A 20,739-nucleotide genomic window follows, 5' to 3' on the forward strand; every position below is an offset into this window, starting at 1 on the left:
GGACCCGCCCATCCCGTGGTGAACTAAACGCAGATCATCCATGTTCGAAAAAATTCTCATCGCCAACCGAGGCGAAATCGCCCTGAGGGTGCAGCGCGCCTGCCGCGAAATGGGCATCAAGACCGTTGCGGTGCATTCGGAGGCCGATTCCGAGGCCAAATACGTGAAGCTCGCCGACGAGTCCGTGTGCATCGGGCCGGCGCCTTCGCACCTGAGTTATCTCAACGTGCCGGCCATCATCGCCGCCGCGGAGGTGACCGATGCCGAGGCCATTCATCCGGGCTATGGCTTCCTGTCGGAAAATGCCGACTTCGCCGAGCGGGTGGAATCGAGCGGCTTCGTTTTCATTGGGCCGCGCCCCGAGAGCATCCGTCTCATGGGCGATAAGGTGAATGCCAAGCGCGCCATGCTGGAGTCGGGCGTGCCCTGCGTGCCAGGCTCGGAAGGTGCGCTGCCGGAAGACCCGGACGAGATACTGCGCATCGCCCGTGACGTGGGCTATCCGGTGATCATCAAGGCCGCGGGCGGGGGCGGCGGCCGGGGCATGCGTGTGGTGCACACAGAAGCCAATCTGCTCAACGCCGTGAACATGACGCGCAGCGAGGCCCAAGCGGCCTTCGGCAATCCCGAGGTGTATCTGGAACGCTTCCTCCAGAATCCCCGCCACATCGAGATCCAGGTGCTGGCCGATGAGCATGGCAACGCCATCCATCTAGGGGAGCGCGACTGTTCCATGCAAAGGCGCCACCAAAAAATCATCGAGGAAGCGCCGGCGCCTGGCCTTGACCCGAAACTGCGCGACAAGATCGGCGAACGTTGCGCCACCGCCTGCCGCAAGATCGGCTACAGGGGTGCCGGCACCTTCGAGTTCCTCTACGAAAACGGGGAATTCTTTTTCATCGAGATGAACACCCGGGTGCAGGTGGAGCATCCCGTGACGGAGCTTATCACCGGGGTGGACATCATCCAGGAGCAGATCCGCATCGCCGCCGGCGAGAAGCTGCGCTACCGGCAAAAGGACATCAAGTTCCGCGGCCATGCCATCGAGTGCCGCATCAACGCCGAGGATCCCTATACCTTCGTGCCTTCACCGGGGCGCATCACCCAATACCACGCCCCCGGCGGGCCCGGCATTCGGGTCGATTCCCATGTGTACCAAAACTACTTCGTGCCGCCCTACTACGATTCCATGATCGGAAAGCTGATCGCCTATGGTGATACCCGCGACCAGGCCATCGCCCGCATGCGCATCGCCTTGTCGGAGATGGTGGTGGAAGGCGTGAAGACCAACATCCCACTGCACCAGGACCTGATGCAGGATCCCGCCTTTATCGCCGGCGGCGCGAGCATCCATTACCTCACCCACAAGCTGGAAGCCCTCAAGCCGGGCAAGTGAGGGGCACCTGCCCATGGCCTGGCAAATCCTGAAGATACATACCGACGCAGCAAGCGCCGAGCGTCTGTCCGACGCCCTGCTGGAGCGGGGGGCGCTCTCCGCGGGCATCGAGGATGCCCATGCCGGCACGGCAGCCGAGCAGGCCTTGTTTGGCGAGCCCGAAGGCCAGCCTGGTGGACAAAGCCCGCCTAGCCTGTGGCAGGACAGCTTGGTCACCGCCCTGTTTCCCCCTCAGGTGGACGTAGGCTCGGCGCTCGCCGCCGCGGCGCAAGCCGCTGGCTTGCCCACGCCGGCTTGCGAGGTGGAAGCGTTGCCGGAACAGGATTGGGTGCGCCTCACCCAGTCCCAGTTCGAGCCCATTTCCATCTCGCCGCGTCTGTGGATCGTTCCCAGCTGGCATCGAGCCCCCGATCCTGCCGCCATCAATCTGGTGCTCGACCCGGGCCTCGCCTTCGGCACCGGCAGTCATCCCACCACCCGCCTGTGCCTCGAGTGGCTCGACGAAGCGCTCACACCTGGCGCGTCGGTGCTGGATTACGGCTGTGGTTCAGGCATCCTGGCCATCGCCGCCAAGAAGCTGGGAGCGGGCGAGGTGGCCGGGGTGGACATCGATCCCCAGGCGGTGGCGGCTGCACGCGAGAATGCCGCAGCAAACGGCGTGGCCATCGCCTTCGCTTTGCCCGGTGAGCTGTCTGGGGCACAATACGACGTCGTGCTGGCCAACATTCTCGCCAACCCCCTGCGCCTGCTCGCGCCCGCCCTGGCCGCTGCGGTGCGCCCGGGTGGAACGATCGTGCTATCGGGCCTGCTTGCCCAACAGGCGGAGGAGATGAACGCCCTGTACGCCCAGTGGTTCGCCATGGCACCGCCCGTTTACCAAGAAGGCTGGGCGCGCTTAACCGGCGTGCGCCGACCATGAGCATGCAGACCACCTGCCCCTCCTGCCAGACCGTCTTCCGGGTCACCACGGAACAGCTGGACATGCGTGCGGGCAAGGTGCGCTGCGGCAAATGCGCCTTCGTCTTCAACGCCTTCGACACGCTGGTCACGCCCATCGAGACGGTGAGCTTGATGGCGCCTTCCGACGGAGCGCCCGCCAGCGAGCACATCACCCTAAAGCCTGCCCCCCTCAGCGTGGCCGAGCCCCTGACCGCCTCTTTCCCCCTGCCCACGGACGAACAGATCGAACGGGAAACGGAGGAGATCAACCGCAGCATCGCCGAGACGGACCAGTTGGAAAGCCTGCGGCCCCGGGAGGATCGCGGGAGGAAGCGCGCCCGGCCGCGTCTGGAGATCACGCCCGAGCTAAAGGAAAAGCTGGAGAATCTGCAGGAGGAACTCACCCTCCAGGAAAAGCGCGCGCGCCGGCGTCGCCTCGCCTGGGCGGCCGGCTCGCTTTTGCTGGCGGTCGTCGCGCTGCTAGAGGTTGCCTATTTCCAGCGCGTCTGGCTTGCGTCCCGCTATCCCCAGATACGCCCGGCCTTGGAATTCATGTGTGGACTCGCCCGCTGCAAGATCGGACTGCCCGCGGAAGCCGAGAAGATACGTCTGGAGTCTTCGGAGCTAAAGGCCGATGCCGAGCGGCCCCAGGGCGTGCTGCTCACGGCGACGCTGCGCAACCTCGCGCCCTGGCCCATGGCCTACCCCCATCTGGAACTCACCCTCACCGACAGCAACAGTCGGCCGGTGGCGCGACGCCATTTCGGCCCGAGGGACTACCTGCCCACAGGGGTCCAACTGCAACAGGGCATGCCCCCCAACGAGGAAGTGACGGTGAAGCTATCCCTGGAAGTGGTAGGCGTGGATGCTACCGGCTACAAGCTTTTCGTGTACTACCCGCAGGGCGGCTGACCACGATTGATCGGCATCCCGGAAACGGAAATCCGGGTACGGCCATGGGCGGCTTTCTGCGTTCCCGCGTGCGGGGGACGCAGACATTCGTCACGCCTTGACGCATTCCGGGCTAGTCACTGGATCTCGCCCATGGCGGCGACCTGGGTTGCGTACCAGAACACGCCCTGGTCCAGAATCTCATAGCCCACGTTGAGCGCCCGCAGCGCACGCGTGCGCAGGGGCTTGCCGCCCAGGCGCCAGCTTGTGCGGATGAGCACGGCAGCAGGCGCGGGCGTGGCACCATCGGGCACGATGCGCTGATAATAGGGGCGCGCCAGGAGCGGCTGGGTATCCAAGGTCCAGCCGTGGGGACCATGGAACAGGTCCCAGGCGCGCGTCACGAGGGTGCGCGCCCGTTCCCGGTCACCCAGGCTTTCGTCTAGCAGCGCGTAGGCCAGCAGCCCCTCGGCCACATAGGCATAGTCCTCCAAATCCGCCGGCCCCAGGACCTGGCCGCTGGCAATGCCCTTGCGGAGGCCCTGATCCGTCATCAAGCGTTGCACCAGAAAATCCCGCACCGCCCGTGCCGCTGGCCGATAACGGGGTTCGTCCTGGGCGGCGCGCGCAAGCGCGGCAAGCGCCAGGCCGTTGAGCCCCGCCAACAGTTTCTCGTCGCGTAAGAGTCCGCGCCGTGCGCGCTCCGCCTTGAGGCGCGCATGGATGGCCCTAAGCCGCGCGGTTTCCGCGGCCGTGGGGACGATGCGCGCCATGGGCAGATAACCGAGCTCGAAGGATGGCGGCTCGCCAAGCCCCCAGATGCGCTCGACCAGGCTGTAATCCGCAGCATCGAGTAGCCGCGCCAGTTCCGCCTTGTCCCAGAGATAGACACCGCCTTCGCGCCCTGCCTCGTCCACCGCCGAGGTGCTGGTCACGAAACCACCGGAGACATCACGCAAGTTTTCCAGCATGAAGTCCAAGGTCTCATAAGCGATGTCTCGGTATTCGGGGCGGGCTAGCAGGCGCGATGCGTCCAAATATACGGCTGCCAGCTGGGCGTTGTCGTAGAGCATTTTCTCGAAGTGGGGCGTGTGCCAGTCCGGATCCACGGTGTAGCGGAAGAAGCCGCCTGCCACGTGGTCACGCAGACCTAGCCGCGCCATCTGGTCCAAGCTGAGACGCAGGAATTCCGCCAGTCTGGGATTGGGCTTGCGGCCCTCGATGGCGAGCAGCGCAGCGAGCTGGGGTGCATGGGGAAACTTGCTCACCTTGCCGAAGCCGCCCTGGAGGACATCGGCGTGGGCGAGGGCTTCCTCGACGAGACGCTGCTGGTAGAGCACGCCGATGGCAGGGGCGAAGCGCGCCTCCACCGTCAGGGGCGGCGGTGGCGGCAGTGCCGCTTCCCGCGCCAGCCGCGCAAGCTGCGGCCCTTCCTCGTCCCAGCGCGCGGCCAGGCGCTGCACGGCTTGCAGAAATTCCGCTGGCGGCGCATAAAGCAGCGCGAATAGGGGGTAGCCCTCGGGCGTGATGAAGACGTTCAACGGCCAGCCAGACTGGCCGCGAGTGGCCTCGGCAAAGGCCTGTAGCTGTGCGTCCAGCGCAGGATCGAGTTCCCGGTCCACCTTGACCGGAATGAAATGGGCATTGAGGAAGGCAGCGATCTCGGGATCGCGGTAGCTCTCCTTTTGCATCACATGGCACCAATGACAGGAGAAATAGCCCAGGGAGACGAACAAGAGCTTGTTCTCGCGGCGCGCCCGCGCCACGGTTTCGGCATTCCATTCCTGCCAGGCCGTGGGGTCGGTGCCATGCAGGGCGAGATAGGGCGAGGGATGATGCCGCAGCCGGTTGGCCAGGGGTTCGGCCTGCAATGCTGGCGCGAAGAGCAGAAGAACGAGAAGAAGGGTGCGCATGGGGGCTTCCGCTATACGGGAGGCGAGTGTCTTTGCGGCATTAGGAGCCGCGCTTTTGTTCTGTCTCGATGCGATCCAACTCGGCATCCAGTTCCGACTCGGAAAGCGGCCGATAGGGCGTCTCCTCGGGACGGGCGCGGCTCACCAGCCGCGCCAGGAGGATTCCCACCTCGTACAAAAGCCACAGGGGCACGGCCAGCATGAACTGGGACACCACATCCGGCGGCGTGAAGATGGCGCCCACCACGAAGGCCCCGACGATGATATAGGGACGGATCTTGCGCAGTTTCTCCACGCTCACCAGGTCCACCTTCACCAACAAGACCACCGCCACCGGTACCTCGAAGGTGATGCCGAAGGCGATGAATAGGGTGATAACGAAATCGAGATATTTGCCGATGTCGGTCATCACTGCCACGCCTTCCGGCGCCACATGGGTGATGAAGCCGAACACCACGGGAAACACCAGGAAATACGCAAAGGCCATGCCCACAAAGAAAAGCAGCACGCTCGAAACCAGAAGGGGTAGGGCGAAGCGCTTTTCATGGGCATACAAGCCGGGGGCGACGAAGGCCCAGATCTGGTACAGGATATAGGGCAGGGCAATGAGAAAAGCCGCCAGCGCGGTCACTTTCATGGGGACGAAAAAGGGTGTGGTGACCTCGGTGGCAATCATTTGTCCCCCCTTGGGCAGACTGGCGAGCAGGGGCTTGGCCAGCAGGGTGTAGAGAGTGTTCGCCCCGGGGTAGATGAACAAAATGATGAAGACCACCACCACCGCCGCCACCATGCGCAACAGCCGGTCGCGCAGCTCGAGGAGGTGTGAGATGAAGGTCTGTTCGCTCATGGCGCGGGGTTGTGCGGCGGGATATGCTGCGCGGGCGGCTCGCTCAGAGGCGGCAGCGGCAGCTCCAGCTGGGGCGAGGGCTCGGCAGGCGGCGCAGCGGCCTCATCCGGCGCGGAGCGCGTGACTTCCACCGGTCTGGGTTCTTCGACGAACTCCAGGGAACCCACGGATTCCGGAACCGATTTGAGAATCTGCCCGGTCTCGCCCACTTGCTCATGCAGCGCCTGTTCCACGCCGGTCACCGCATCCTTCGCCTCCTGCAGGCTGGCGGAGAGTTTCATGATCTCCTCATTGTGCATCTCACGCTTGATCTCGGCCTTCACGTCCGAGACATAGCGCTGGAAGCGGCCGAGCAGATGCCCTGCGGTGCGGGCGACCTTGGGCAGGCGCTCCGGCCCCAGCACGATGAGAGCCACCACGCCGATCACCAGCAGCTCGGAAAAGCCGATGTCGAACATGTTCAGCCGTCCGGCTTCAGCCCAGCCATTGAGCCCGAGCCGTCACTTTGGGGGGACGCGCAGCAAGCATTCAACCATGGGTCTTGTCCTTGACCTCACCCTCCACCGTGGTGCCCGTGGGTTTGGCCTCCACCTGCTTGGGCGCCTCGGCCGCGCCTTCTTTCATGGCATCCTTGAAGCCTTTCACCGCGCCACCCAGGTCGCTGCCCAGATTGCGCAGCTTCTTGGTGCCGAACACGAGCAGGACGATGGCCAGAACGATGAGCCAGTGCCAGATACTGAAAGAACCCATGTTTCGCTCCTCCGGAAAATCAGATTTTTGGAATACGCTCGCCGCCACCAAACACGTGCAGATGCAGATGAAAGATTTCCTGCCCGCCGCCGCGACCGGTGTTGATCATGGTGCGGAAACCCTCGGTGAGCCCATGTTCCCGCGCCAGGCGCGGCGCCAACAACAAGAGCTTGCCCAACAGCGCCTGGTGCGCCGGCCCGCAATCGGCCAAGCTCGCCACGTGGGCCTTGGGAATCAGAAGCAAATGCACCGGCGCGATGGGATGGATGTCATGGAACACCAGTACATCCTCGTCCTCATAGGCCTTGCGGCTGGGCAGCTCGCCCCGCACGATCTTGCAGAAAATGCAGTCTTCCATTTCGCCCCTCTCACACCGGTCATGATTCCCGGCGCGAGGCCTTCTCCACGATACCGGAGACACCTTCACGCCGAGCGAGTTCTGCCAGCACGTCACGCGGCCCCAAGCCTTGGCTTGCCAGAAGCACCAAGGTGTGAAACCACAGATCGGCCACCTCGTACACCAGTTGCCCGCGCTCACCCCCCTTGGCAGCGATGAGGGTTTCCGCCGCCTCTTCGCCCACCTTCTTGAGGATGGCATCGAGTCCCTGGGCATACAGCCGCGCCACGTAGGAAGTCTCGGGATTGGCGCCCTTGCGCGCCTCCAGGGTGGCGGCGAGCTTGTCTAGGATGTCGTTCATGGCTGGCGGCTCATTTGCGGTAAATCAGCGCCGGGTCCTTGAGGACAGGCTCCACGTCCACCCAGCGGTCGCCGTCCAGTCGCCGGTAGAAGCAACTTTCGCGGCCGGTATGGCAGGCAATGCCACCCACCTGCTCCACGGTGAGAAGAATCACGTCGCCATCGCAGTCCAGACGGATTTCCTTCACCTTCTGCACGTGGCCTGACTCCTCGCCCTTGTGCCAGAAACGGCCGCGGGAGCGGGACCAGTACACCGCCTCGCCAGTAGCGGCGGTCCTGGTCAGGGCCTCCCGATTCATCCAGGCCACCATGAGCACCCGACCGCTGGCTGCTTCCTGGGCGATCACCGGCACCAGGCCATCTTCGCTGAAGCGTACTTCGTCAAGCCAATCTGCCATGGCGCCTTCCGGACAAAAAAGCCATTTTACACGTCTGGCGCACGCTCAGAGGCGCACTTCGATGCCATGGCGCGACAGGTATTCCTTGGCCTCACGCACGGTGTATTCGCCGAAATGGAAGATGCTCGCGGCTAGCACCGCATCAGCATGACCCTCGAGAATGCCGGCCACCAGATGGTCGAGATTGCCCACGCCGCCGCTGGCGATCACCGGAATGTCCACGGCATCCGCCACCGCCCGCGTCAAGGCAAGGTCAAAGCCCTGCCGGGTGCCATCGCGATCCATGGAAGTGAGCAGGATCTCGCCCGCGCCCAGAGTTTCCACCCGGCGTGCCCAAGCCACGGCGTCGAGGCCGGCATTCTTGCGCCCACCATGGGTGAAGACTTGCCACTTGCCGGGTGCCGTCTCCTTGGCATCGATGGCCACCACGATGCACTGGTTGCCGAAACGCGCCGCGGCCTCCTCCACCAGTTGCGGGTTTTGCACGGCCGAGGTGTTCATGGATACCTTGTCGGCGCCCGCGTGCAGCAGGCGGCGCACGTCCTCGGCGGAACGCACACCGCCGCCCACCGTGAGGGGAATGAACACCTGCGAGGCCACCGCCTCGACCACTTGCAGGATGATGTCGCGCTCGTCGGAGCTGGCGGTGATATCGAGGAAGGTGAGCTCGTCCGCCCCTTGCTCGTCGTAGCGACGGGCGATTTCCACGGGGTCGCCCGCGTCCTTGAGGTTGACGAAGTTCACCCCCTTCACCACGCGGCCGGCGGTCACGTCGAGACAGGGGATGATGCGTTTGGCCAGGGCCATGGCGTGGGCAGGCCGACCCTGCTAGCTCTTCTGCGCCGCGCGCTGGGCACCCAGCTCGTCGGCCAGCTTCTGCGCTGCCGCGAAATCCAGCGAACCTTGGTAGATGGCGCGGCCGGTGATGGCCCCCATGATGCCCTCGTCTTCCACCGCACACAAAGCGCGGATGTCGTCCAGATTGGTGATGCCGCCGCTGGCGATGACGGGAATGGAAAGCTCCCGCGCAAGCCGCACGGTGGCTTCGATGTTCACACCTGAGAGCATGCCGTCGCGGCCGATGTCGGTGTAGATCACGGCCTCGACGCCATAGCCTTCGAATTTCCTGGCCAGGTCCACCACATCATGGCCCGTGACCTTGGACCAGCCGTCAACCGCCACCTTGCCGTCCTTGGCGTCCAGTCCCACCATGATATGGCCGGGGAAGGCATCGCAAGCCTCGTGCAAAAAGCCCGGGTTCTTCACCGCCGCAGTACCGATGATGACGTAGCTCACGCCGTCGTCCAGGTAGCGCTCGATGGTGTCCAGGTCGCGGATACCGCCCCCGAGTTGCACCGGGATTTCCGTCCCCACCGCCTCGATGATGGCTTGGATGGCCTTTTCATTCACGGGTTTGCCGGCGAAGGCACCGTTGAGGTCCACCAGATGCAGACGGCGTGCGCCTTGGGCCAGCCAATGGCGGGCCATGGCGGCGGGATCATCGGAGAACACGGTGGCTTGCTCCATGATACCCTGCTTGAGACGGACGCAATGTCCATCCTTGAGGTCGATGGCGGGAATGATCAGCATTGCAGAACTCTCACAGGCAGACCGATGGGGTACAGGCGGCGCCGGCGCCGCCGTCCCAAAGCACGAAATTGCCCAGCAGAGTCAGGCCAGCGGCCTGGCTCTTTTCCGGGTGGAATTGCACCGCGAACACGTTCTCCCGCGCCACGGCACTGGTGAAGGGAAAGGGATAGAGACTATATCCCGCCACCAGATCGGGGGTGGCCGGTTCGCAGTAATAGCTGTGCACGAAATAAAAGCGCGCGCCGTCGGCGATGCCGTTCCACAGGGGATGGGGCTGGACCTGGTACACCTGGTTCCAGCCCATGTGGGGCACCTTGAGCCTCTCGCCCTGCGCATCGTGCATGGCCTCGCCGGGAAACCGCAGCACCCGCCCCGGCAGGATGCCCAGGCCCGGGGTGTCGCCTTCCTCCGAATGTTCGAATAGCATCTGCATGCCCAGACAAATGCCGAGGAAGGGCTTGCTGCGCGCCACCTCAGCCACCAGTTCGCGCAAGCCCCGGGCATCGAGCTCGCGCAGGCAGTCGGCAGCATGCCCCACGCCCGGAAATACCACCCGCCCGGCGCGCCGGATCACATCGGGATCGCTGGTCACACTCACCCTCGCCCGCGGTGCCACGTGCTCCAGGGCCTTGGAGACCGAGCGCAGGTTGCCCATTCCATAGTCGATGACGGCAATGTCGGTCATGGTCAAACGGGGCCGGGAGCGACGTGTCACACGGGCAAATGGATTACAAGCTTCCCTTGGTGGAAGGCATGATGCCGGCCGCCCTAAAGTCCCGTTCCACCGCCATGCGCAGCGCGCGCCCAAAGCCCTTGAACACACTCTCTGCCTGATGGTGCGCGTTGAGGCCACGCAGATTGTCCACGTGCAGGGTGAGCTGGGCGTGATTGACGAAACCCTGGAAGAATTCGCGGATCAGGTCCACGTCGAATTCCCCCACCCGTGGGCGCGTGAACTCCACCTGGAACACCAGGCCAGGCCGCCCCGAGAGATCCACCACCACCCGCGACAAGGCTTCGTCCAGGGGCGCGTAGGCATGGCCCATGCGGCGAATACCCTTCTTGTCGCCCACCGCCATGGCGAATACCTGACCGAGGGTGATGCCCACGTCCTCGACGGTATGGTGGGCATCAATGTGCAGATCGCCCTGCGCCGTTACCTCGATGTCGAACAGGCCATGCCGGGCCACCTGCTCGAGCATGTGATCGAGAAAGGGCACACCGGTGGCGATGCGGGCCTGGCCGCTGCCATCGAGATTGATGCGGGCGGCGATGCGCGTTTCCAGGGTGTGGCGTTGGCTGGCAGCTTCGCGCATGGGGCATTCGATGTCGTGTGAAGCGCGGTTCATGGGGCAGGTGGAAGATCTGGTCAAAGGCAGGTCGCTAGGCTGTGCAGGAATCGGCCGTTTTCCTCGGGCGTGCCCACGGTCACCCGCAGGCAGCCCGCAAGCATGGGGTGGGCCCGGTTCAGGTTCTTTATCAGGATGCCCTGTCGCTTCAAGCCTTCGAAAGTCCGCTCCGCATCCGGCACGCGGAACAGGATGAAATTCGCATCGCTGGGGTAGGGCTCAACGCCCGGCAGGGCTTTCAGGGCGCGGAACAGTTCCCCGCGCGCCTCGCGAATACATGCCGCTTGCTCTTCGAGCACCGCCATCGCCCCCAGCACCCGCTCCGCCACCACCTGGGTGAGGGCGTTGACATTATACGGCAAGCGCAGCTTGCCAAGCTCCGCAAGCCAGGCGCGCGCGCCCACCAGAAACCCTAGGCGCAGACCCGCCAGCCCCAGCTTGGACAGGGTGCGCATCACCAGCAGATTCGGGTAGTCGGCCAAGCGCGGCAGCACGCTTTTGCGGGCGAAAACGTGGTAGGCCTCGTCCACCACCACCAGCCCCGGCGCCGCGGCCAGGATTTCCAGCAGGGTCGCCTCGTCGAACAAATTGCCGGTGGGATTGTTGGGATAGGCGATGAACACCAGCGCCGGCTGGTGGGTGCGGATGGCCGCCAGGGTCGCCTCCCGGTCGAGGCGAAAGTCCGGTTTGAGGGGCACGCCCACGTAACGCAAGCCGGCAAAGGTGGCGATCATGCGGTACATGACGAAGGACGGCTCCAGGCCGAGCACAATCGCACCCGGCCGCGCCACCGCGAAGGCGAGGATCTGGATGAGCTCGTCGGAACCATTGCCCAATAGGATGTCCCACTCGGGCCCAATACCCATAGTCTGTCTGAGCCGCGCCTTGAGTCGCACCGCTTCCGCGTCCGGATAGCGGTTGATGTCGGTGTGCGCCACAAGCTGCGCGATTTCCGCACGCAGCGCCTCCGGCAACGGGTAGGGGTTCTCCATCGCGTCCAGCTTCACGTAGCCGGTGGCCTCCGGCACGTGGTAGGGGGTTAGCGCGCGGATTTCGTCGCGTATGAGTTGGTCGGGGTTCATGGGCATATCCACGCCATAGGGGTCTCGCGCTTGGCCCCTGCCCGCCGGCCGGAGCGCGCGAGGCACGTCAACGATGGGGAATCCGATATTCCGCCGACTTGGCATGGGCCTCTAGGCCCTCGCCATAGGCCAGGGTGGCAGCAATGCGGCCCAGGCTATGGGCTCCCTCGGGCGAAACCTGGATCAGGCTGGAACGTTTCTGGAAGTCATACACCCCCAGGGGGGAGGAAAAACGTGCAGTGCGCGAGGTAGGCAACACGTGGTTGGGACCCGCACAGTAATCGCCCAAGGCTTCGCAGGTGTTGCGGCCCATGAAGATGGCGCCCGCGTGGCGAATTTTCTTCGCCCAGAATTCGGGCTCTGCCACGGATAGCTCCAGATGCTCGGGAGCGATGCGGTTGGCGAGGGCCACCGCCTCTTCCAGATCCCGCACATGGATCAAGGCACCCCGGCCTTCCAGCGACGCGGTGATCACCTTCCGGCGTGGCATCTGCTCGAGCAGCCGTTCCATGCTGACCGCAACCCGGTCGATGAATTCGGCGTCCGGACACAGTAGGATGGACTGGGCGAGCTCGTCGTGCTCGGCCTGGGAGAAGAGATCCATGGCAATCCAGTCCGGCTCGGTCTTGCCGTCGCAGATCACCAGGATCTCCGAAGGCCCCGCCACCATGTCGATGCCCACCACCCCGAACACGCGACGCTTAGCGGCGGCCACATAGGCATTGCCGGGGCCCACGATCTTGTCCACCTGGGGGATGGTCGCCGTGCCGTAGGCCAGCGCTCCCACTGCCTGCGCCCCGCCGATGGTGAACACCCGATTCACTCCGCACACCGCGGCGGCGGCCAGGACCAGGTCATTTACCACGCCGCCTGGCGTGGGAACCACCATGACCAGCTCCGCTACCCCGGCCACCTTGGCCGGAATGGCATTCATCAACACCGAGGACGGGTAGGCCGCCTTGCCGCCCGGCACGTACAGGCCGACGCGATCCAGAGGCGTGACCTGCTGGCCCAGCACGGTGCCGTCCGGTTCGGTATAGGTCCAGGACTGCAGCACTTGGCGCTCGTGGTAGGCGCGCACCCGGTCGGCAGCCACCACTAGGGCATCGTGCACGTCCGGATCCAGCCCCGCGAGCGCCTGGGTCAGACGCACCTTGGGCAGTTCCAGGGCGGCCACGGAGGGCGCATCGAGCCGGTCGAACTGGCGCGTGTAGTCCAGCACGGCGGCATCCCCCCGGCGCTTGACGTCCTCCAGGATACGGGCAACGCTGGCTTCGATGGCGGCATCCTGGGCCCCTTCGAAGGCAAGCAGCTGTGAAAACCGTGCCTCGAAATCGGCATCGGCAGTGGCCAGACGGCGCAGTTTCAACATGGAGCATCTCCCACGGCCGCGGCGAACTGTTCGAGCAGAGGTTGGATCTGCCCGTACTTGAGTTTCAAAGCAGCCTGATTCACCACCAGCCGGGAGCTGATGGGCATGATCTCTTCTACCGCGACCAGGTTGTTGGCTTTCAGGGTGCCACCGGTGGAGACGAGATCGACGATGGCGTCGGCCAAGCCCACCAGGGGGGCGAGTTCCATGGAGCCGTAGAGCTTGATCAGATCCACATGCACGCCCTTGCCGGCGAAATGCTCGCGTGCGGTCTTCACATACTTGGTCGCCACGCGCAGACGCGCCCCCTGGCGCACCCGTCCGGCATAGTCGAACCCTTCAGGCGCCGCCACCATCATGCGGCAGCGGCCGATCTTAAGATCCAGCGGCTGGTACAGCCCGGTGCCGCCATGCTCCAGCAACACGTCGCGGCCCGCAATGCCCAGATCGGCGCCCCCGTGCTGCACATAGGTGGGCACATCGGTGGCGCGCACGATGATGAGTCGCACATCGGGCCGGTTGGTGCCGATGATGAGCTTGCGCGAGGACTCCGGATCCTCCAGCGGCTGAAGTCCCGCAGCCTTTAGAAGCGGCGTAGTTTCCTCGAAAATCCGGCCCTTGGACAGGGCAATGGTAATCCCAGACACGGCGGGCTTTCGCGCAAAATTGTGATTTTACTGGATCCCTGTAGTTTCGCCTAAGTTCCGGTTCCGGATCTGCCGGCTCCCCCCCTGCGAGCCCCTGTTGCCCCAGCCGAGCCAAGCCAGGGTTGAATAGCCAGCCCCGGTTTGTAGCGCAGGCGCCCGTTGACATACCATGACATGTTTTCCGCAGACGAATTCAGCATGCGCAAAGAACGCCTACCCCCACGCCTGGTGCCGGTCTTAGCCCTCGTCGCCAGTTCGATCACCATCGCCATGATCACCCGCATCGCGCTGATGCTGCGGCCAGAGGTGGGGCTACCCTCGGGCCTGACGCCCTATCTGCAGATTTTTGGCTTTGGCCTGTTGTTTGACCTCGCCGCGGCAATTTACTTCGTGACGCCGGTGTTCGTAATGCTCGCCCTGGTGCCTGACCGCTTCGCGCGCTGGCACGTCTGGCGTGCCATGGTCATGCTGGCGCTGGCCGTTTTGACCTTCGTGCTGCTGCTCACCGCGGTGTCCGAGTGGTTTTTCTGGGAAGAATTTGGAGCGCGCTTCAACTTCATCGCCGTTGACTACCTCATCTACTCCCAGGAAGTTCTGGGCAACATTCGCGAAAGCTACCCGGTGGGCAGAATCATGCTCGGGCTGGCGCTGGCTGCGGTGTTGTGGTGGGTTCCCTTCGCGCGCCGGATTTATGCCTTGGCCGGCAGGCCCTGGGCCTGGCAATCTCGGCTGGCTTGGTTTGTGGGCTGGAGCACGCTGCTGGCGGGCCTCATCATGGGGCTAAACGGTGACCTGAAAAACCAGAGCAGCAGCGATTCGGTCAACGAGCTGGCTGGCAACGGAATCTATGCCTTCTTTGCTGCCGCGCGCGCAAACGAACTCGACTTCGAACGTTTTTATGCCACCCTGCCGGAAAAGGAGGCCTTCGCCACGACGCGCCGCCTGCTCATGGAAGATGGCGGCAGCTGGCGAGCCGATCAACCGGCCGGCGGGCTTGAGCGTCATATCGCTGGCAGTGGCCGGTCTAGGCGCCTCAATGTCGTGCTGGTGAGTATCGAGAGCATGGGTGCGGAGTTTCTCGGTGCTTATGGCGACCCGCGCGGGTTGACGCCGGTAATGGATCGCCTGGCTAAGGATAGCCTGTGGTTTTCCAACGTCTACGCCACTGGCAATCGCACGGTGCGTGGACTTGAGGCGCTGTCCCTGAGCCTGCCGCCGACGCCTGGCCAGTCCATCGTGCGCCGGCCCAGGAACGAGCACTTGTTCTCCCTTGGAAGCCTCCTAGGGGAATTCGGCTACCAGGTGTACTTCGCCTACGGTGGGTATGGCTATTTCGACAACATGAACGCCTTTTTCGGCGCCAACGGCTACCAGATCATCGACCGCACGGACATCCCGAAGCACGAGATCGGCTTCGCCAACATCTGGGGGGTGGCCGATGAATACCTGTTCGACCACGTCATCCAGAAGATGGACCACGTCTTGGAGAACACGCCGCCGGGGGCGCCCGCTCGCCCTTTCTTCGTTCACATCATGACCACCAGCAATCACCGGCCCTATACCTATCCTGCCGGCCGCATCGACATTCCCCCCGGCTCCGGGCGCGAAGGCGCAGTGAAATATGCTGACTACGCAATCGGCCATCTGCTCGCACAAGCACGCAAACATTCCTGGTACGACGACACCCTGTTCGTGATCACCGCCGATCACGGCGCCAATGCCCGCGGTACCGTCAACATCCCGGTGGACAAGTACCGGATTCCCGTGTTTTTCTACTCACCGAAGCACATCTCGCCGCAGCGGATCGACCGCTTGATGTCGCAGATCGACATCGTGCCGACCCTACTGGGCGTGCTGGGTCTGGACTACGACAGCAAGTTTTTCGGGCGGGATGTCCTCCACGCGCCGCCCTCCGCTGACCGCGCCTACGTCGCCAATTACCAGACGCTGGGCTACATCAAGAACGGCCGTATGGTGGTGCTGCGACCCAAGCGCAAGGTGGACGTGTTTGAGCTCGACGAGCGGAATCTACCGAGGAGCCGAGTCGAAGACGCCGACCTCGCCCGAGAAGCGATCGCCTGCTATCAAACCGCAGCCTATGTGTTTCGCCACGGCCTCTATGCCGCGCGCTCCCGTCCCTAGAGCGCGGCCGGAATCGTGCGGCGGGCCGCTTGCGTTATCGTTCAGCGCACGCGCTTGATGCGCGCGCCTAGCCGGGAGAGTTTTTCCTCGATCGCCTCGTAGCCACGGTCCAGGTGGTAGATGCGGTCGATCAGGGTTTCGCCTTCTGCCACCAGGCCCGCGATCACCAGGCTGGCGGACGCGCGCAGGTCGGTGGCCATGACCGCGGCACCGGTGAGACGCTCCACCCCTTCCACCACCGCCTGGTTGCCGTCGATACGAATGTTGGCGCCCAGCCGCTTCAGTTCCACTGCATGCATGAAGCGATTCTCGAAGATGGTTTCGCGAATCACGGCGGTGCCGCGGGCGATGGTGTTGAGGGCCATGAATTGCGCCTGCATGTCGGTGGGGAAGGCCGGATAGGGCGCGGTCCTCACCGATACCGCCGTGAGCTTGCGCGGTGCGCGTAGACGAATTGCTTCGTGGTCCGGCGACTTTTCCGTGACGATGTCGCAGCCAGCATCCATCAGCTTGTCGAGCACGGCATCCAGATAGGATGCGGAGGTGTCCAGCAGCCGAATCTCGCCACCGGTGGCGGCGGCAGCGCACAAATAGGTGCCGGTCTCGATGCGATCGGGCATGATGCGGTGGCGCGCCCCAGAAAGACGTTCCACGCCGCGGATACGGATCACGTCGGTCCCGGCACCGGAAATGCGCGCCCCCATGCTGGTCAGGCACTGTGCGAGGTCCACCACCTCCGGCTCCCGCGCCGCGTTTTCGATCACCGTCTCGCCCTCGGCCAGGGTCGCGGCCATCATCAAGTTCTCGGTGCCGGTCACCGACACCAAATCCATGAAGATGCGTGTCCCCTTGAGCCGCTCGGCGCGGGCCACGATGTAGCCGTGCTCGATTTCGATCTGCGCGCCCATGGCCTTGAGCCCCTTGATGTGCAAATCCACCGGGCGGGAGCCGATGGCACAGCCGCCGGGCAGGGACACGCGCGCCTCGCCAAAGCGCGCCAACAGCGGTCCCAGCACCAGGATCGAGGCACGCATGGTCTTGACCATGTCGTAGGGGGCCTCACGCCGGTGAATATGGGCACCGTTCAAGGTGAGCTCCATCGTCTCATCCACGGTCACCTGCATGCCCATGCCCCCCAGCAGGGACAGCATGGTGGTCACGTCGCGCAGATGGGGCACGTTGGTGAGGCTGACCGTCTCCGAGGTAAGCAAGCCGGCGCACAGAATGGGCAGGGCCGCATTCTTGGCGCCGGAGATGCGCACTTCACCTTGGAGCGGCGCGCCGCCCTGAATCAGCAGTTTGTCCATGTTTGCGGTTGGGTGGATACCTTTCGGCCAGGCGGGGCAGCCGCGGCGCATTCACGCGTCGCAATCGTCTGGGCGCCGCAGCGCTGGTGCCGAAATTTGCTAGCGCTTCGCCCAGTCCTCGGGCGTGAAAGTCTTCATGGAGAGGGCGTGGATTTCCTCGCGCATGCGATCGCCCAGCGCGGCATACACGGCCTGGTGCTGCTGCACCATGCTCTTGCCGCGGAAGACGGGGCTGACGATCACCGCCTCGAAATGCTGGCCATCACCGCGCACCTCAACGTGGTCGCAGGGCAGGCCCTGGCGGATGTAGTGCTCGATCTGTTCCGGAGTCACCATAGCGTCAGTAGCGGAGCTTGTAGCCGGACCTGAGTAGTTGCAAAGTGGCCAATGATAAGGCCAAACAGGCCAAGGTCACAATGAATAGGCTGCGCGCCGGAGGCACGTCGGACAGGCCGAAGAAGCCATAGCGAAAGCCGTCGATCATGTAGAAGAACGGATTGAAATGGGAGGCTGCCTGCCAGAAGGGCGGCAGGGAATGGATGGAATAAAACACGCCCGCGAGAAAAGTCAGGGGCATGATGAGGAAGTTCTGGAAGCCCGCCATCTGGTCGAACTTTTCGGCCCAGATGCCCGCCACCACGCCCAACGCTCCCATCAGGGCGCTGCCCAGCAGAGCAAAGCCCAGGGCCCATGCAGGATGCCGTAGCGGCACGGGGGTAAACCACACCGCCACCAGCAGCACGCCCATACCCACCACCATGCCACGCACCATGGACGCCGCGACGTAAGCGAGAAAAAACTCCCGGTAGGAAATGGGTGGCAACAGCACGAACACGATGTTGCCGGTGATCTTGGACTGGATAAGACTGGAAGAGCTGTTGGCGAAGGCATTCTGCAGCACCGACATCATGACCAGGCCAGGAATCAGAAATGCCGTATAGGGCACACCAGGATAGACCTCGTGGCGGGACAGGACATGGGAAAAAATCAGCAAGTAAAGCAGCGCCGTGATGATGGGCGCCAGGATGGTCTGCAGCGAAACCTTCCAGAAGCGCAGCAACTCCTTGTAGAACAGGGTGAGGAAGGAGGTCATGGCTGGCTTTGCATCAAGTGGATGAACACTTCCTCCAGATCCGGCTTCACCAGGTCGAGATCGGCTATTACGGCCCCCTGCGTGCGCAGCAGGCACAGCAAGTTTTCCAGCTCGGCCATGTCGTTCAAGCGCAGCGTATAGCGGTCACCGCTGGCGACAACCTTTCCTTGCAGCTCCGGCGGCAGGCGCCCCTCGCGCAGAGTGAAGCTCGCGTATTTCTCGGTAAAACGAGAAAGCAGGTTTTGCTTTGTGTCGAGGGCGATGATGCGACCCTGCTTGAGCATGGCGATGCGGTTGCACAGGGCCTCCGCCTCTTCCAGGTAGTGGGTGGTGAGCAAGACGGTGTGGCCTTCGCGATTGAGCATCTGGATGAACTGCCACAAGCTCTGGCGCAGCTCCACGTCGACGCCGGCGGTGGGCTCATCGAGGATGATCACCGGCGGCTTGTGCACCAGCGCCTGCGCCACCAGCACGCGCCGCTTCATGCCCCCCGAAAGTTTGCGCATGTTGGTGTCCGCCTTGTCCGCAAGGCCAAGCCCGTCAAGCAGGGCGTCGATCCAGGCATGGTTGTCGCGCAAGCCGAAATAGCCAGACTGGATTTCCAGCGTCTCACGCACGGTGAAGAAGGGATCGAATACCAGTTCTTGAGGCACGACGCCCAGCGCCCGGCGTGCGGCGCGGTAATCGCGCACCACGTCATGGCCCATGACGCGCGCACTGCCCAGGGTGGCACGCGCAAGCCCCGCCACGATGTTGATCAAAGTGGATTTGCCAGCGCCGTTGGGCCCCAGCAGGGCGAAGAATTCGCCGGCCTCCACGGTGAGATCCACGCCACGCAAGGCGTGCAGTTCACCAAAGCGCTTGTGGACCGCGCGCACCTCCAGCGCAGGGGGGCTGCCGCTCATGCCTCCTCGGGCAACAGTTCAGTCACGCCGTAGAGGACAGCCAGGCTCTTGAGACTCGCGGGAAGATGGGCGAAGCGCAGGCGGCGGCCCAGCCGCGCCGCCTGCCGCTGCCACTCCAAAAGCAGGCTCACCGCGGCGGAATCCACGTCGGTGACCTCGGCGAGATCCACCAAGGTGACCTCGGGCGCGAGCAGGGCAGCGCCTTGCGCCAGCAGCGCGCGCGCATTGGATATGTGGATGGGGCCGCTGACTGTCAGCCGGTCCCCTTCCCGGCGGATGGCACTCATCAGTTCTTCCGGGTAGCCGGCTGGCCGACCTGGGCATTCTTCTCCGCCAGGGCATGGATCAGCCGCTCGATGCCGCCCTGCTGGATTTCCTGAGCGAAGCTGGAACGGTAGTTCACCACCAGGCTCACCCCTTCCACCGTGATGTCATAGACCTTCCAGCCATCCGCCGTCTTCACCATCTGGTAATCGATGGGGATGGGCTGCCGGCCTGGCTCGATGACCACGGTCTTGACCGTCACGTCGGTATCGTTGGGACCGACGCGCAGCGGCTTGTATTCGATGGTCTGGTTCTTGTAGTTGGCAAGCGACATGGCATAGGTGCGCACCAGCAGATCGCGGAATTCCTTCGTAAGCCGCTGCTGCTGTTCCGGCGTCGCCTCGCGCCAGTAGCGCCCCACGGCGAGACGCGTCATGCGGGTGAAATCGAAATGGGGCAGCACCTTGGCATCCACCAGGGCATAGATCTTTTTCTGGTCGCCCTTCTGGATGTCCTTGTCGGACTTGATGATGTTCATCACCTCGCTGGCCACCGATTTTACGAGTTCATCCGGCGGCAGGGTGTTGGCGCTGGCCATGAACGGCAGGGCGGCAAAAAACAGGGCAAGATAGGCGAGCAGTTTTTTCATGCAATGGTCCTCTCTACAAGGCCCGTTGGGCCGAATTCACTTGGTGCCCTCTCCTTCGGCCGCCTTGCTGTAGAGGAACTGGCCGATCAGGTTTTCCAGCACCATCGCGGACTGGGTCTTGGCGACCTTGTCGCCGTCCTTGAGATTCTCGGCATCCCCGCCCGGGTCGAGCCCGATGTACTGCTCGCCCAACAGGCCGGAGGTGAGGATCTTGGCGAAAGTGTCCTTGGGGAACTGGTAGCGCTTGTCCACGTTGAAGGTAACGCGAGCGCGGAAGGTCTGGTTGTCGAACTGGATGTCGGCGACCCGCCCCACCACCACGCCGGCGCTCTTCACCGGCGCGCGCACCTTGAGCCCGCCGATGTTCTCGAATTCCGCCCAAAGGCGATAAGTCTCGTTGTTGTTGAAAGTGCCCAGGTTGCCGACCTTGAAGGCCAACACCAGAAGCGCCGCCATGCCAGCGACCACGAAGGCGCCCACCCAGAGGTCCATCGTCGTGCGTTCCATT

25 protein-coding genes are annotated in these 20,739 nt (G+C 63.8%); 4 read left to right on the top strand and 21 right to left on the bottom strand.

Annotated features, from left to right (window positions below; genetic code table 11):
* Positions 1–40 precede the first annotated feature (40 nt).
* From accC to V6E02_RS05390, 3 genes are read left to right on the top strand one after another with little or no spacing between them, the layout of a single operon-like run.
* The gene (gene accC / locus V6E02_RS05380; RefSeq protein ID WP_347307747.1) at positions 41–1,396 is read left to right on the top strand and encodes an acetyl-CoA carboxylase biotin carboxylase subunit; all 1,356 of its coding nucleotides are present in this window, start codon (positions 41–43) and stop codon (positions 1,394–1,396) included.
* Between the two features lie 13 nt (positions 1,397–1,409).
* The gene (gene prmA / locus V6E02_RS05385; protein ID WP_347307748.1) at positions 1,410–2,315 is read left to right on the top strand and encodes a 50S ribosomal protein L11 methyltransferase; all 906 of its coding nucleotides are present in this window, start codon (positions 1,410–1,412) and stop codon (positions 2,313–2,315) included.
* A complete protein-coding gene (locus V6E02_RS05390) occupies positions 2,312–3,247 on the top strand; it encodes a DUF3426 domain-containing protein (protein WP_347307749.1) in 936 nt (311 codons plus the stop codon). Before prmA ends, V6E02_RS05390 begins: the two co-directional genes overlap by 4 nt.
* 116 nt (positions 3,248–3,363) lie before the next feature.
* Here V6E02_RS05390 and V6E02_RS05395 read toward each other — a convergent pair whose 3' ends face one another.
* From V6E02_RS05395 to hisG, 14 genes are all read right to left on the bottom strand, one after another.
* Positions 3,364–5,139: a thioredoxin domain-containing protein gene (locus V6E02_RS05395; protein ID WP_347307750.1), complete on the bottom strand. Its 1,776-nt coding sequence runs from the start codon at positions 5,137–5,139 to the stop codon at positions 3,364–3,366.
* Between the two features lie 40 nt (positions 5,140–5,179).
* Positions 5,180–5,986: a twin-arginine translocase subunit TatC gene (gene tatC / locus V6E02_RS05400; RefSeq protein ID WP_347307751.1), complete on the bottom strand. Its 807-nt coding sequence runs from the start codon at positions 5,984–5,986 to the stop codon at positions 5,180–5,182.
* Complete coding sequence (gene tatB / locus V6E02_RS05405) at positions 5,983–6,444, bottom strand: Sec-independent protein translocase protein TatB (RefSeq protein ID WP_347307752.1); 462 nt, start codon at positions 6,442–6,444, stop codon at positions 5,983–5,985. The genes tatC and tatB overlap by 4 nt, the downstream gene beginning before the upstream one ends.
* Positions 6,445–6,514: 70 nt before the next feature.
* Entirely contained in the window at positions 6,515–6,736 is a 222-nt protein-coding gene (gene tatA, locus V6E02_RS05410) for a Sec-independent protein translocase subunit TatA (RefSeq protein WP_347307753.1), read from the bottom strand.
* A gap of 19 nt (positions 6,737–6,755) precedes the next feature.
* Positions 6,756–7,094 (bottom strand): HIT domain-containing protein, encoded by a 339-nt coding sequence (locus V6E02_RS05415; protein WP_347307754.1) that lies wholly within the window; start codon positions 7,092–7,094, stop codon positions 6,756–6,758.
* Positions 7,095–7,113: 19 nt separating this feature from the next.
* On the bottom strand, positions 7,114–7,434 hold the full coding sequence (locus V6E02_RS05420; protein WP_347307755.1) for a phosphoribosyl-ATP diphosphatase: 321 nt from the start codon (positions 7,432–7,434) through the stop codon (positions 7,114–7,116).
* Between the two features lie 10 nt (positions 7,435–7,444).
* Entirely contained in the window at positions 7,445–7,831 is a 387-nt protein-coding gene (gene hisI / locus V6E02_RS05425) for a phosphoribosyl-AMP cyclohydrolase (RefSeq protein ID WP_347307756.1), read from the bottom strand.
* 45 nt (positions 7,832–7,876) lie between these two features.
* On the bottom strand, positions 7,877–8,638 hold the full coding sequence (hisF, locus tag V6E02_RS05430) for an imidazole glycerol phosphate synthase subunit HisF (RefSeq protein WP_347307757.1): 762 nt from the start codon (positions 8,636–8,638) through the stop codon (positions 7,877–7,879).
* Positions 8,639–8,659: 21 nt separating this feature from the next.
* Positions 8,660–9,421, bottom strand: coding sequence for a 1-(5-phosphoribosyl)-5-[(5-phosphoribosylamino)methylideneamino]imidazole-4-carboxamide isomerase (hisA, locus tag V6E02_RS05435; RefSeq protein ID WP_347307758.1), 762 nt, complete (start codon positions 9,419–9,421; stop codon positions 8,660–8,662).
* Between the two features lie 10 nt (positions 9,422–9,431).
* Positions 9,432–10,106, bottom strand: coding sequence for an imidazole glycerol phosphate synthase subunit HisH (gene hisH / locus V6E02_RS05440; RefSeq protein WP_347307759.1), 675 nt, complete (start codon positions 10,104–10,106; stop codon positions 9,432–9,434).
* A 43-nt stretch (positions 10,107–10,149) separates the two neighbouring features.
* Positions 10,150–10,737, bottom strand: coding sequence for an imidazoleglycerol-phosphate dehydratase HisB (gene hisB, locus V6E02_RS05445; RefSeq protein WP_347307760.1), 588 nt, complete (start codon positions 10,735–10,737; stop codon positions 10,150–10,152).
* Positions 10,738–10,790: 53 nt separating this feature from the next.
* Complete coding sequence (gene hisC / locus V6E02_RS05450) at positions 10,791–11,852, bottom strand: histidinol-phosphate transaminase (RefSeq protein ID WP_347307761.1); 1,062 nt, start codon at positions 11,850–11,852, stop codon at positions 10,791–10,793.
* A gap of 67 nt (positions 11,853–11,919) precedes the next feature.
* Entirely contained in the window at positions 11,920–13,224 is a 1,305-nt protein-coding gene (gene hisD / locus V6E02_RS05455; RefSeq protein WP_347307762.1) for a histidinol dehydrogenase, read from the bottom strand.
* Complete coding sequence (gene hisG / locus V6E02_RS05460) at positions 13,218–13,871, bottom strand: ATP phosphoribosyltransferase (protein ID WP_347307763.1); 654 nt, start codon at positions 13,869–13,871, stop codon at positions 13,218–13,220. Before hisG ends, hisD begins: the two co-directional genes overlap by 7 nt.
* Positions 13,872–14,069: 198 nt before the next feature.
* On the opposite strand from hisG, the gene V6E02_RS05465 reads away from it, so the two are divergent.
* Positions 14,070–16,013 (top strand): LTA synthase family protein, encoded by a 1,944-nt coding sequence (locus V6E02_RS05465; protein WP_347307764.1) that lies wholly within the window; start codon positions 14,070–14,072, stop codon positions 16,011–16,013.
* Between the two features lie 41 nt (positions 16,014–16,054).
* Here the strand turns inward: V6E02_RS05465 and murA are convergent, their stop codons facing one another.
* The 7 genes from murA to mlaD form a co-directional block, all read right to left on the bottom strand.
* Positions 16,055–17,320, bottom strand: a complete 1,266-nt coding sequence (gene murA / locus V6E02_RS05470) for a UDP-N-acetylglucosamine 1-carboxyvinyltransferase (protein ID WP_347307765.1) — start codon at positions 17,318–17,320, stop codon at positions 16,055–16,057.
* A gap of 99 nt (positions 17,321–17,419) precedes the next feature.
* Positions 17,420–17,656, bottom strand: coding sequence for a BolA family protein (locus V6E02_RS05475; RefSeq protein WP_347307766.1), 237 nt, complete (start codon positions 17,654–17,656; stop codon positions 17,420–17,422).
* 4 nt (positions 17,657–17,660) lie between these two features.
* Positions 17,661–18,413 (bottom strand): ABC transporter permease, encoded by a 753-nt coding sequence (locus V6E02_RS05480; protein ID WP_347307767.1) that lies wholly within the window; start codon positions 18,411–18,413, stop codon positions 17,661–17,663.
* Positions 18,410–19,318, bottom strand: coding sequence for an ABC transporter ATP-binding protein (locus tag V6E02_RS05485; RefSeq protein WP_347307768.1), 909 nt, complete (start codon positions 19,316–19,318; stop codon positions 18,410–18,412). Before V6E02_RS05485 ends, V6E02_RS05480 begins: the two co-directional genes overlap by 4 nt.
* Complete coding sequence (locus tag V6E02_RS05490; RefSeq protein ID WP_347307769.1) at positions 19,315–19,605, bottom strand: STAS domain-containing protein; 291 nt, start codon at positions 19,603–19,605, stop codon at positions 19,315–19,317. The genes V6E02_RS05485 and V6E02_RS05490 overlap by 4 nt, the downstream gene beginning before the upstream one ends.
* Positions 19,605–20,231, bottom strand: a complete 627-nt coding sequence (locus V6E02_RS05495; protein WP_347307770.1) for an MlaC/ttg2D family ABC transporter substrate-binding protein — start codon at positions 20,229–20,231, stop codon at positions 19,605–19,607. The genes V6E02_RS05490 and V6E02_RS05495 overlap by 1 nt, the downstream gene beginning before the upstream one ends.
* A 36-nt stretch (positions 20,232–20,267) precedes the next feature.
* Positions 20,268–20,738, bottom strand: coding sequence for an outer membrane lipid asymmetry maintenance protein MlaD (gene mlaD / locus V6E02_RS05500; RefSeq protein ID WP_347307771.1), 471 nt, complete (start codon positions 20,736–20,738; stop codon positions 20,268–20,270).
* Position 20,739 lies beyond the last annotated feature (1 nt).

Origin of the sequence: Thiobacter sp. AK1, assembly GCF_039822265.1 — a bacterium.
GTDB lineage: Bacteria > Pseudomonadota > Gammaproteobacteria > Burkholderiales > Thiobacteraceae > Thiobacter > Thiobacter aerophilum.

What these genes read in the sequence shown, in the direction of transcription:
- V6E02_RS05395 (WP_347307750.1), bottom strand. Translation starts at nt 5,139, where the DNA reads ATGCGCACCCTTCTTCTCGTTCTTCTGCTCTTCGCGCCAGCATTGCAG.
- V6E02_RS05415 (WP_347307754.1), bottom strand. Translation starts at nt 7,094, where the DNA reads ATGGAAGACTGCATTTTCTGCAAGATCGTGCGGGGCGAGCTGCCCAGC.
- V6E02_RS05390 (WP_347307749.1), top strand. Translation starts at nt 2,312, where the DNA reads ATGAGCATGCAGACCACCTGCCCCTCCTGCCAGACCGTCTTCCGGGTC.
- hisD (WP_347307762.1), bottom strand. Translation starts at nt 13,224, where the DNA reads ATGTTGAAACTGCGCCGTCTGGCCACTGCCGATGCCGATTTCGAGGCA.
- V6E02_RS05495 (WP_347307770.1), bottom strand. Translation starts at nt 20,231, where the DNA reads ATGAAAAAACTGCTCGCCTATCTTGCCCTGTTTTTTGCCGCCCTGCCG.
- hisC (WP_347307761.1), bottom strand. Translation starts at nt 11,852, where the DNA reads ATGAACCCCGACCAACTCATACGCGACGAAATCCGCGCGCTAACCCCC.
- V6E02_RS05465 (WP_347307764.1), top strand. Translation starts at nt 14,070, where the DNA reads ATGCGCAAAGAACGCCTACCCCCACGCCTGGTGCCGGTCTTAGCCCTC.
- hisB (WP_347307760.1), bottom strand. Translation starts at nt 10,737, where the DNA reads ATGCGCGAAGCTGCCAGCCAACGCCACACCCTGGAAACGCGCATCGCC.
- hisH (WP_347307759.1), bottom strand. Translation starts at nt 10,106, where the DNA reads ATGACCGACATTGCCGTCATCGACTATGGAATGGGCAACCTGCGCTCG.
- hisF (WP_347307757.1), bottom strand. Translation starts at nt 8,638, where the DNA reads ATGGCCCTGGCCAAACGCATCATCCCCTGTCTCGACGTGACCGCCGGC.
- accC (WP_347307747.1), top strand. Translation starts at nt 41, where the DNA reads ATGTTCGAAAAAATTCTCATCGCCAACCGAGGCGAAATCGCCCTGAGG.
- tatA (WP_347307753.1), bottom strand. Translation starts at nt 6,736, where the DNA reads ATGGGTTCTTTCAGTATCTGGCACTGGCTCATCGTTCTGGCCATCGTC.
- prmA (WP_347307748.1), top strand. Translation starts at nt 1,410, where the DNA reads ATGGCCTGGCAAATCCTGAAGATACATACCGACGCAGCAAGCGCCGAG.
- V6E02_RS05485 (WP_347307768.1), bottom strand. Translation starts at nt 19,318, where the DNA reads ATGAGCGGCAGCCCCCCTGCGCTGGAGGTGCGCGCGGTCCACAAGCGC.
- V6E02_RS05475 (WP_347307766.1), bottom strand. Translation starts at nt 17,656, where the DNA reads ATGGTGACTCCGGAACAGATCGAGCACTACATCCGCCAGGGCCTGCCC.
- V6E02_RS05420 (WP_347307755.1), bottom strand. Translation starts at nt 7,434, where the DNA reads ATGAACGACATCCTAGACAAGCTCGCCGCCACCCTGGAGGCGCGCAAG.
- mlaD (WP_347307771.1), bottom strand. Translation starts at nt 20,738, where the DNA reads ATGGAACGCACGACGATGGACCTCTGGGTGGGCGCCTTCGTGGTCGCT.
- murA (WP_347307765.1), bottom strand. Translation starts at nt 17,320, where the DNA reads ATGGACAAACTGCTGATTCAGGGCGGCGCGCCGCTCCAAGGTGAAGTG.
- hisI (WP_347307756.1), bottom strand. Translation starts at nt 7,831, where the DNA reads ATGGCAGATTGGCTTGACGAAGTACGCTTCAGCGAAGATGGCCTGGTG.
- tatB (WP_347307752.1), bottom strand. Translation starts at nt 6,444, where the DNA reads ATGTTCGACATCGGCTTTTCCGAGCTGCTGGTGATCGGCGTGGTGGCT.
- hisA (WP_347307758.1), bottom strand. Translation starts at nt 9,421, where the DNA reads ATGCTGATCATTCCCGCCATCGACCTCAAGGATGGACATTGCGTCCGT.
- V6E02_RS05480 (WP_347307767.1), bottom strand. Translation starts at nt 18,413, where the DNA reads ATGACCTCCTTCCTCACCCTGTTCTACAAGGAGTTGCTGCGCTTCTGG.
- tatC (WP_347307751.1), bottom strand. Translation starts at nt 5,986, where the DNA reads ATGAGCGAACAGACCTTCATCTCACACCTCCTCGAGCTGCGCGACCGG.
- V6E02_RS05490 (WP_347307769.1), bottom strand. Translation starts at nt 19,605, where the DNA reads ATGAGTGCCATCCGCCGGGAAGGGGACCGGCTGACAGTCAGCGGCCCC.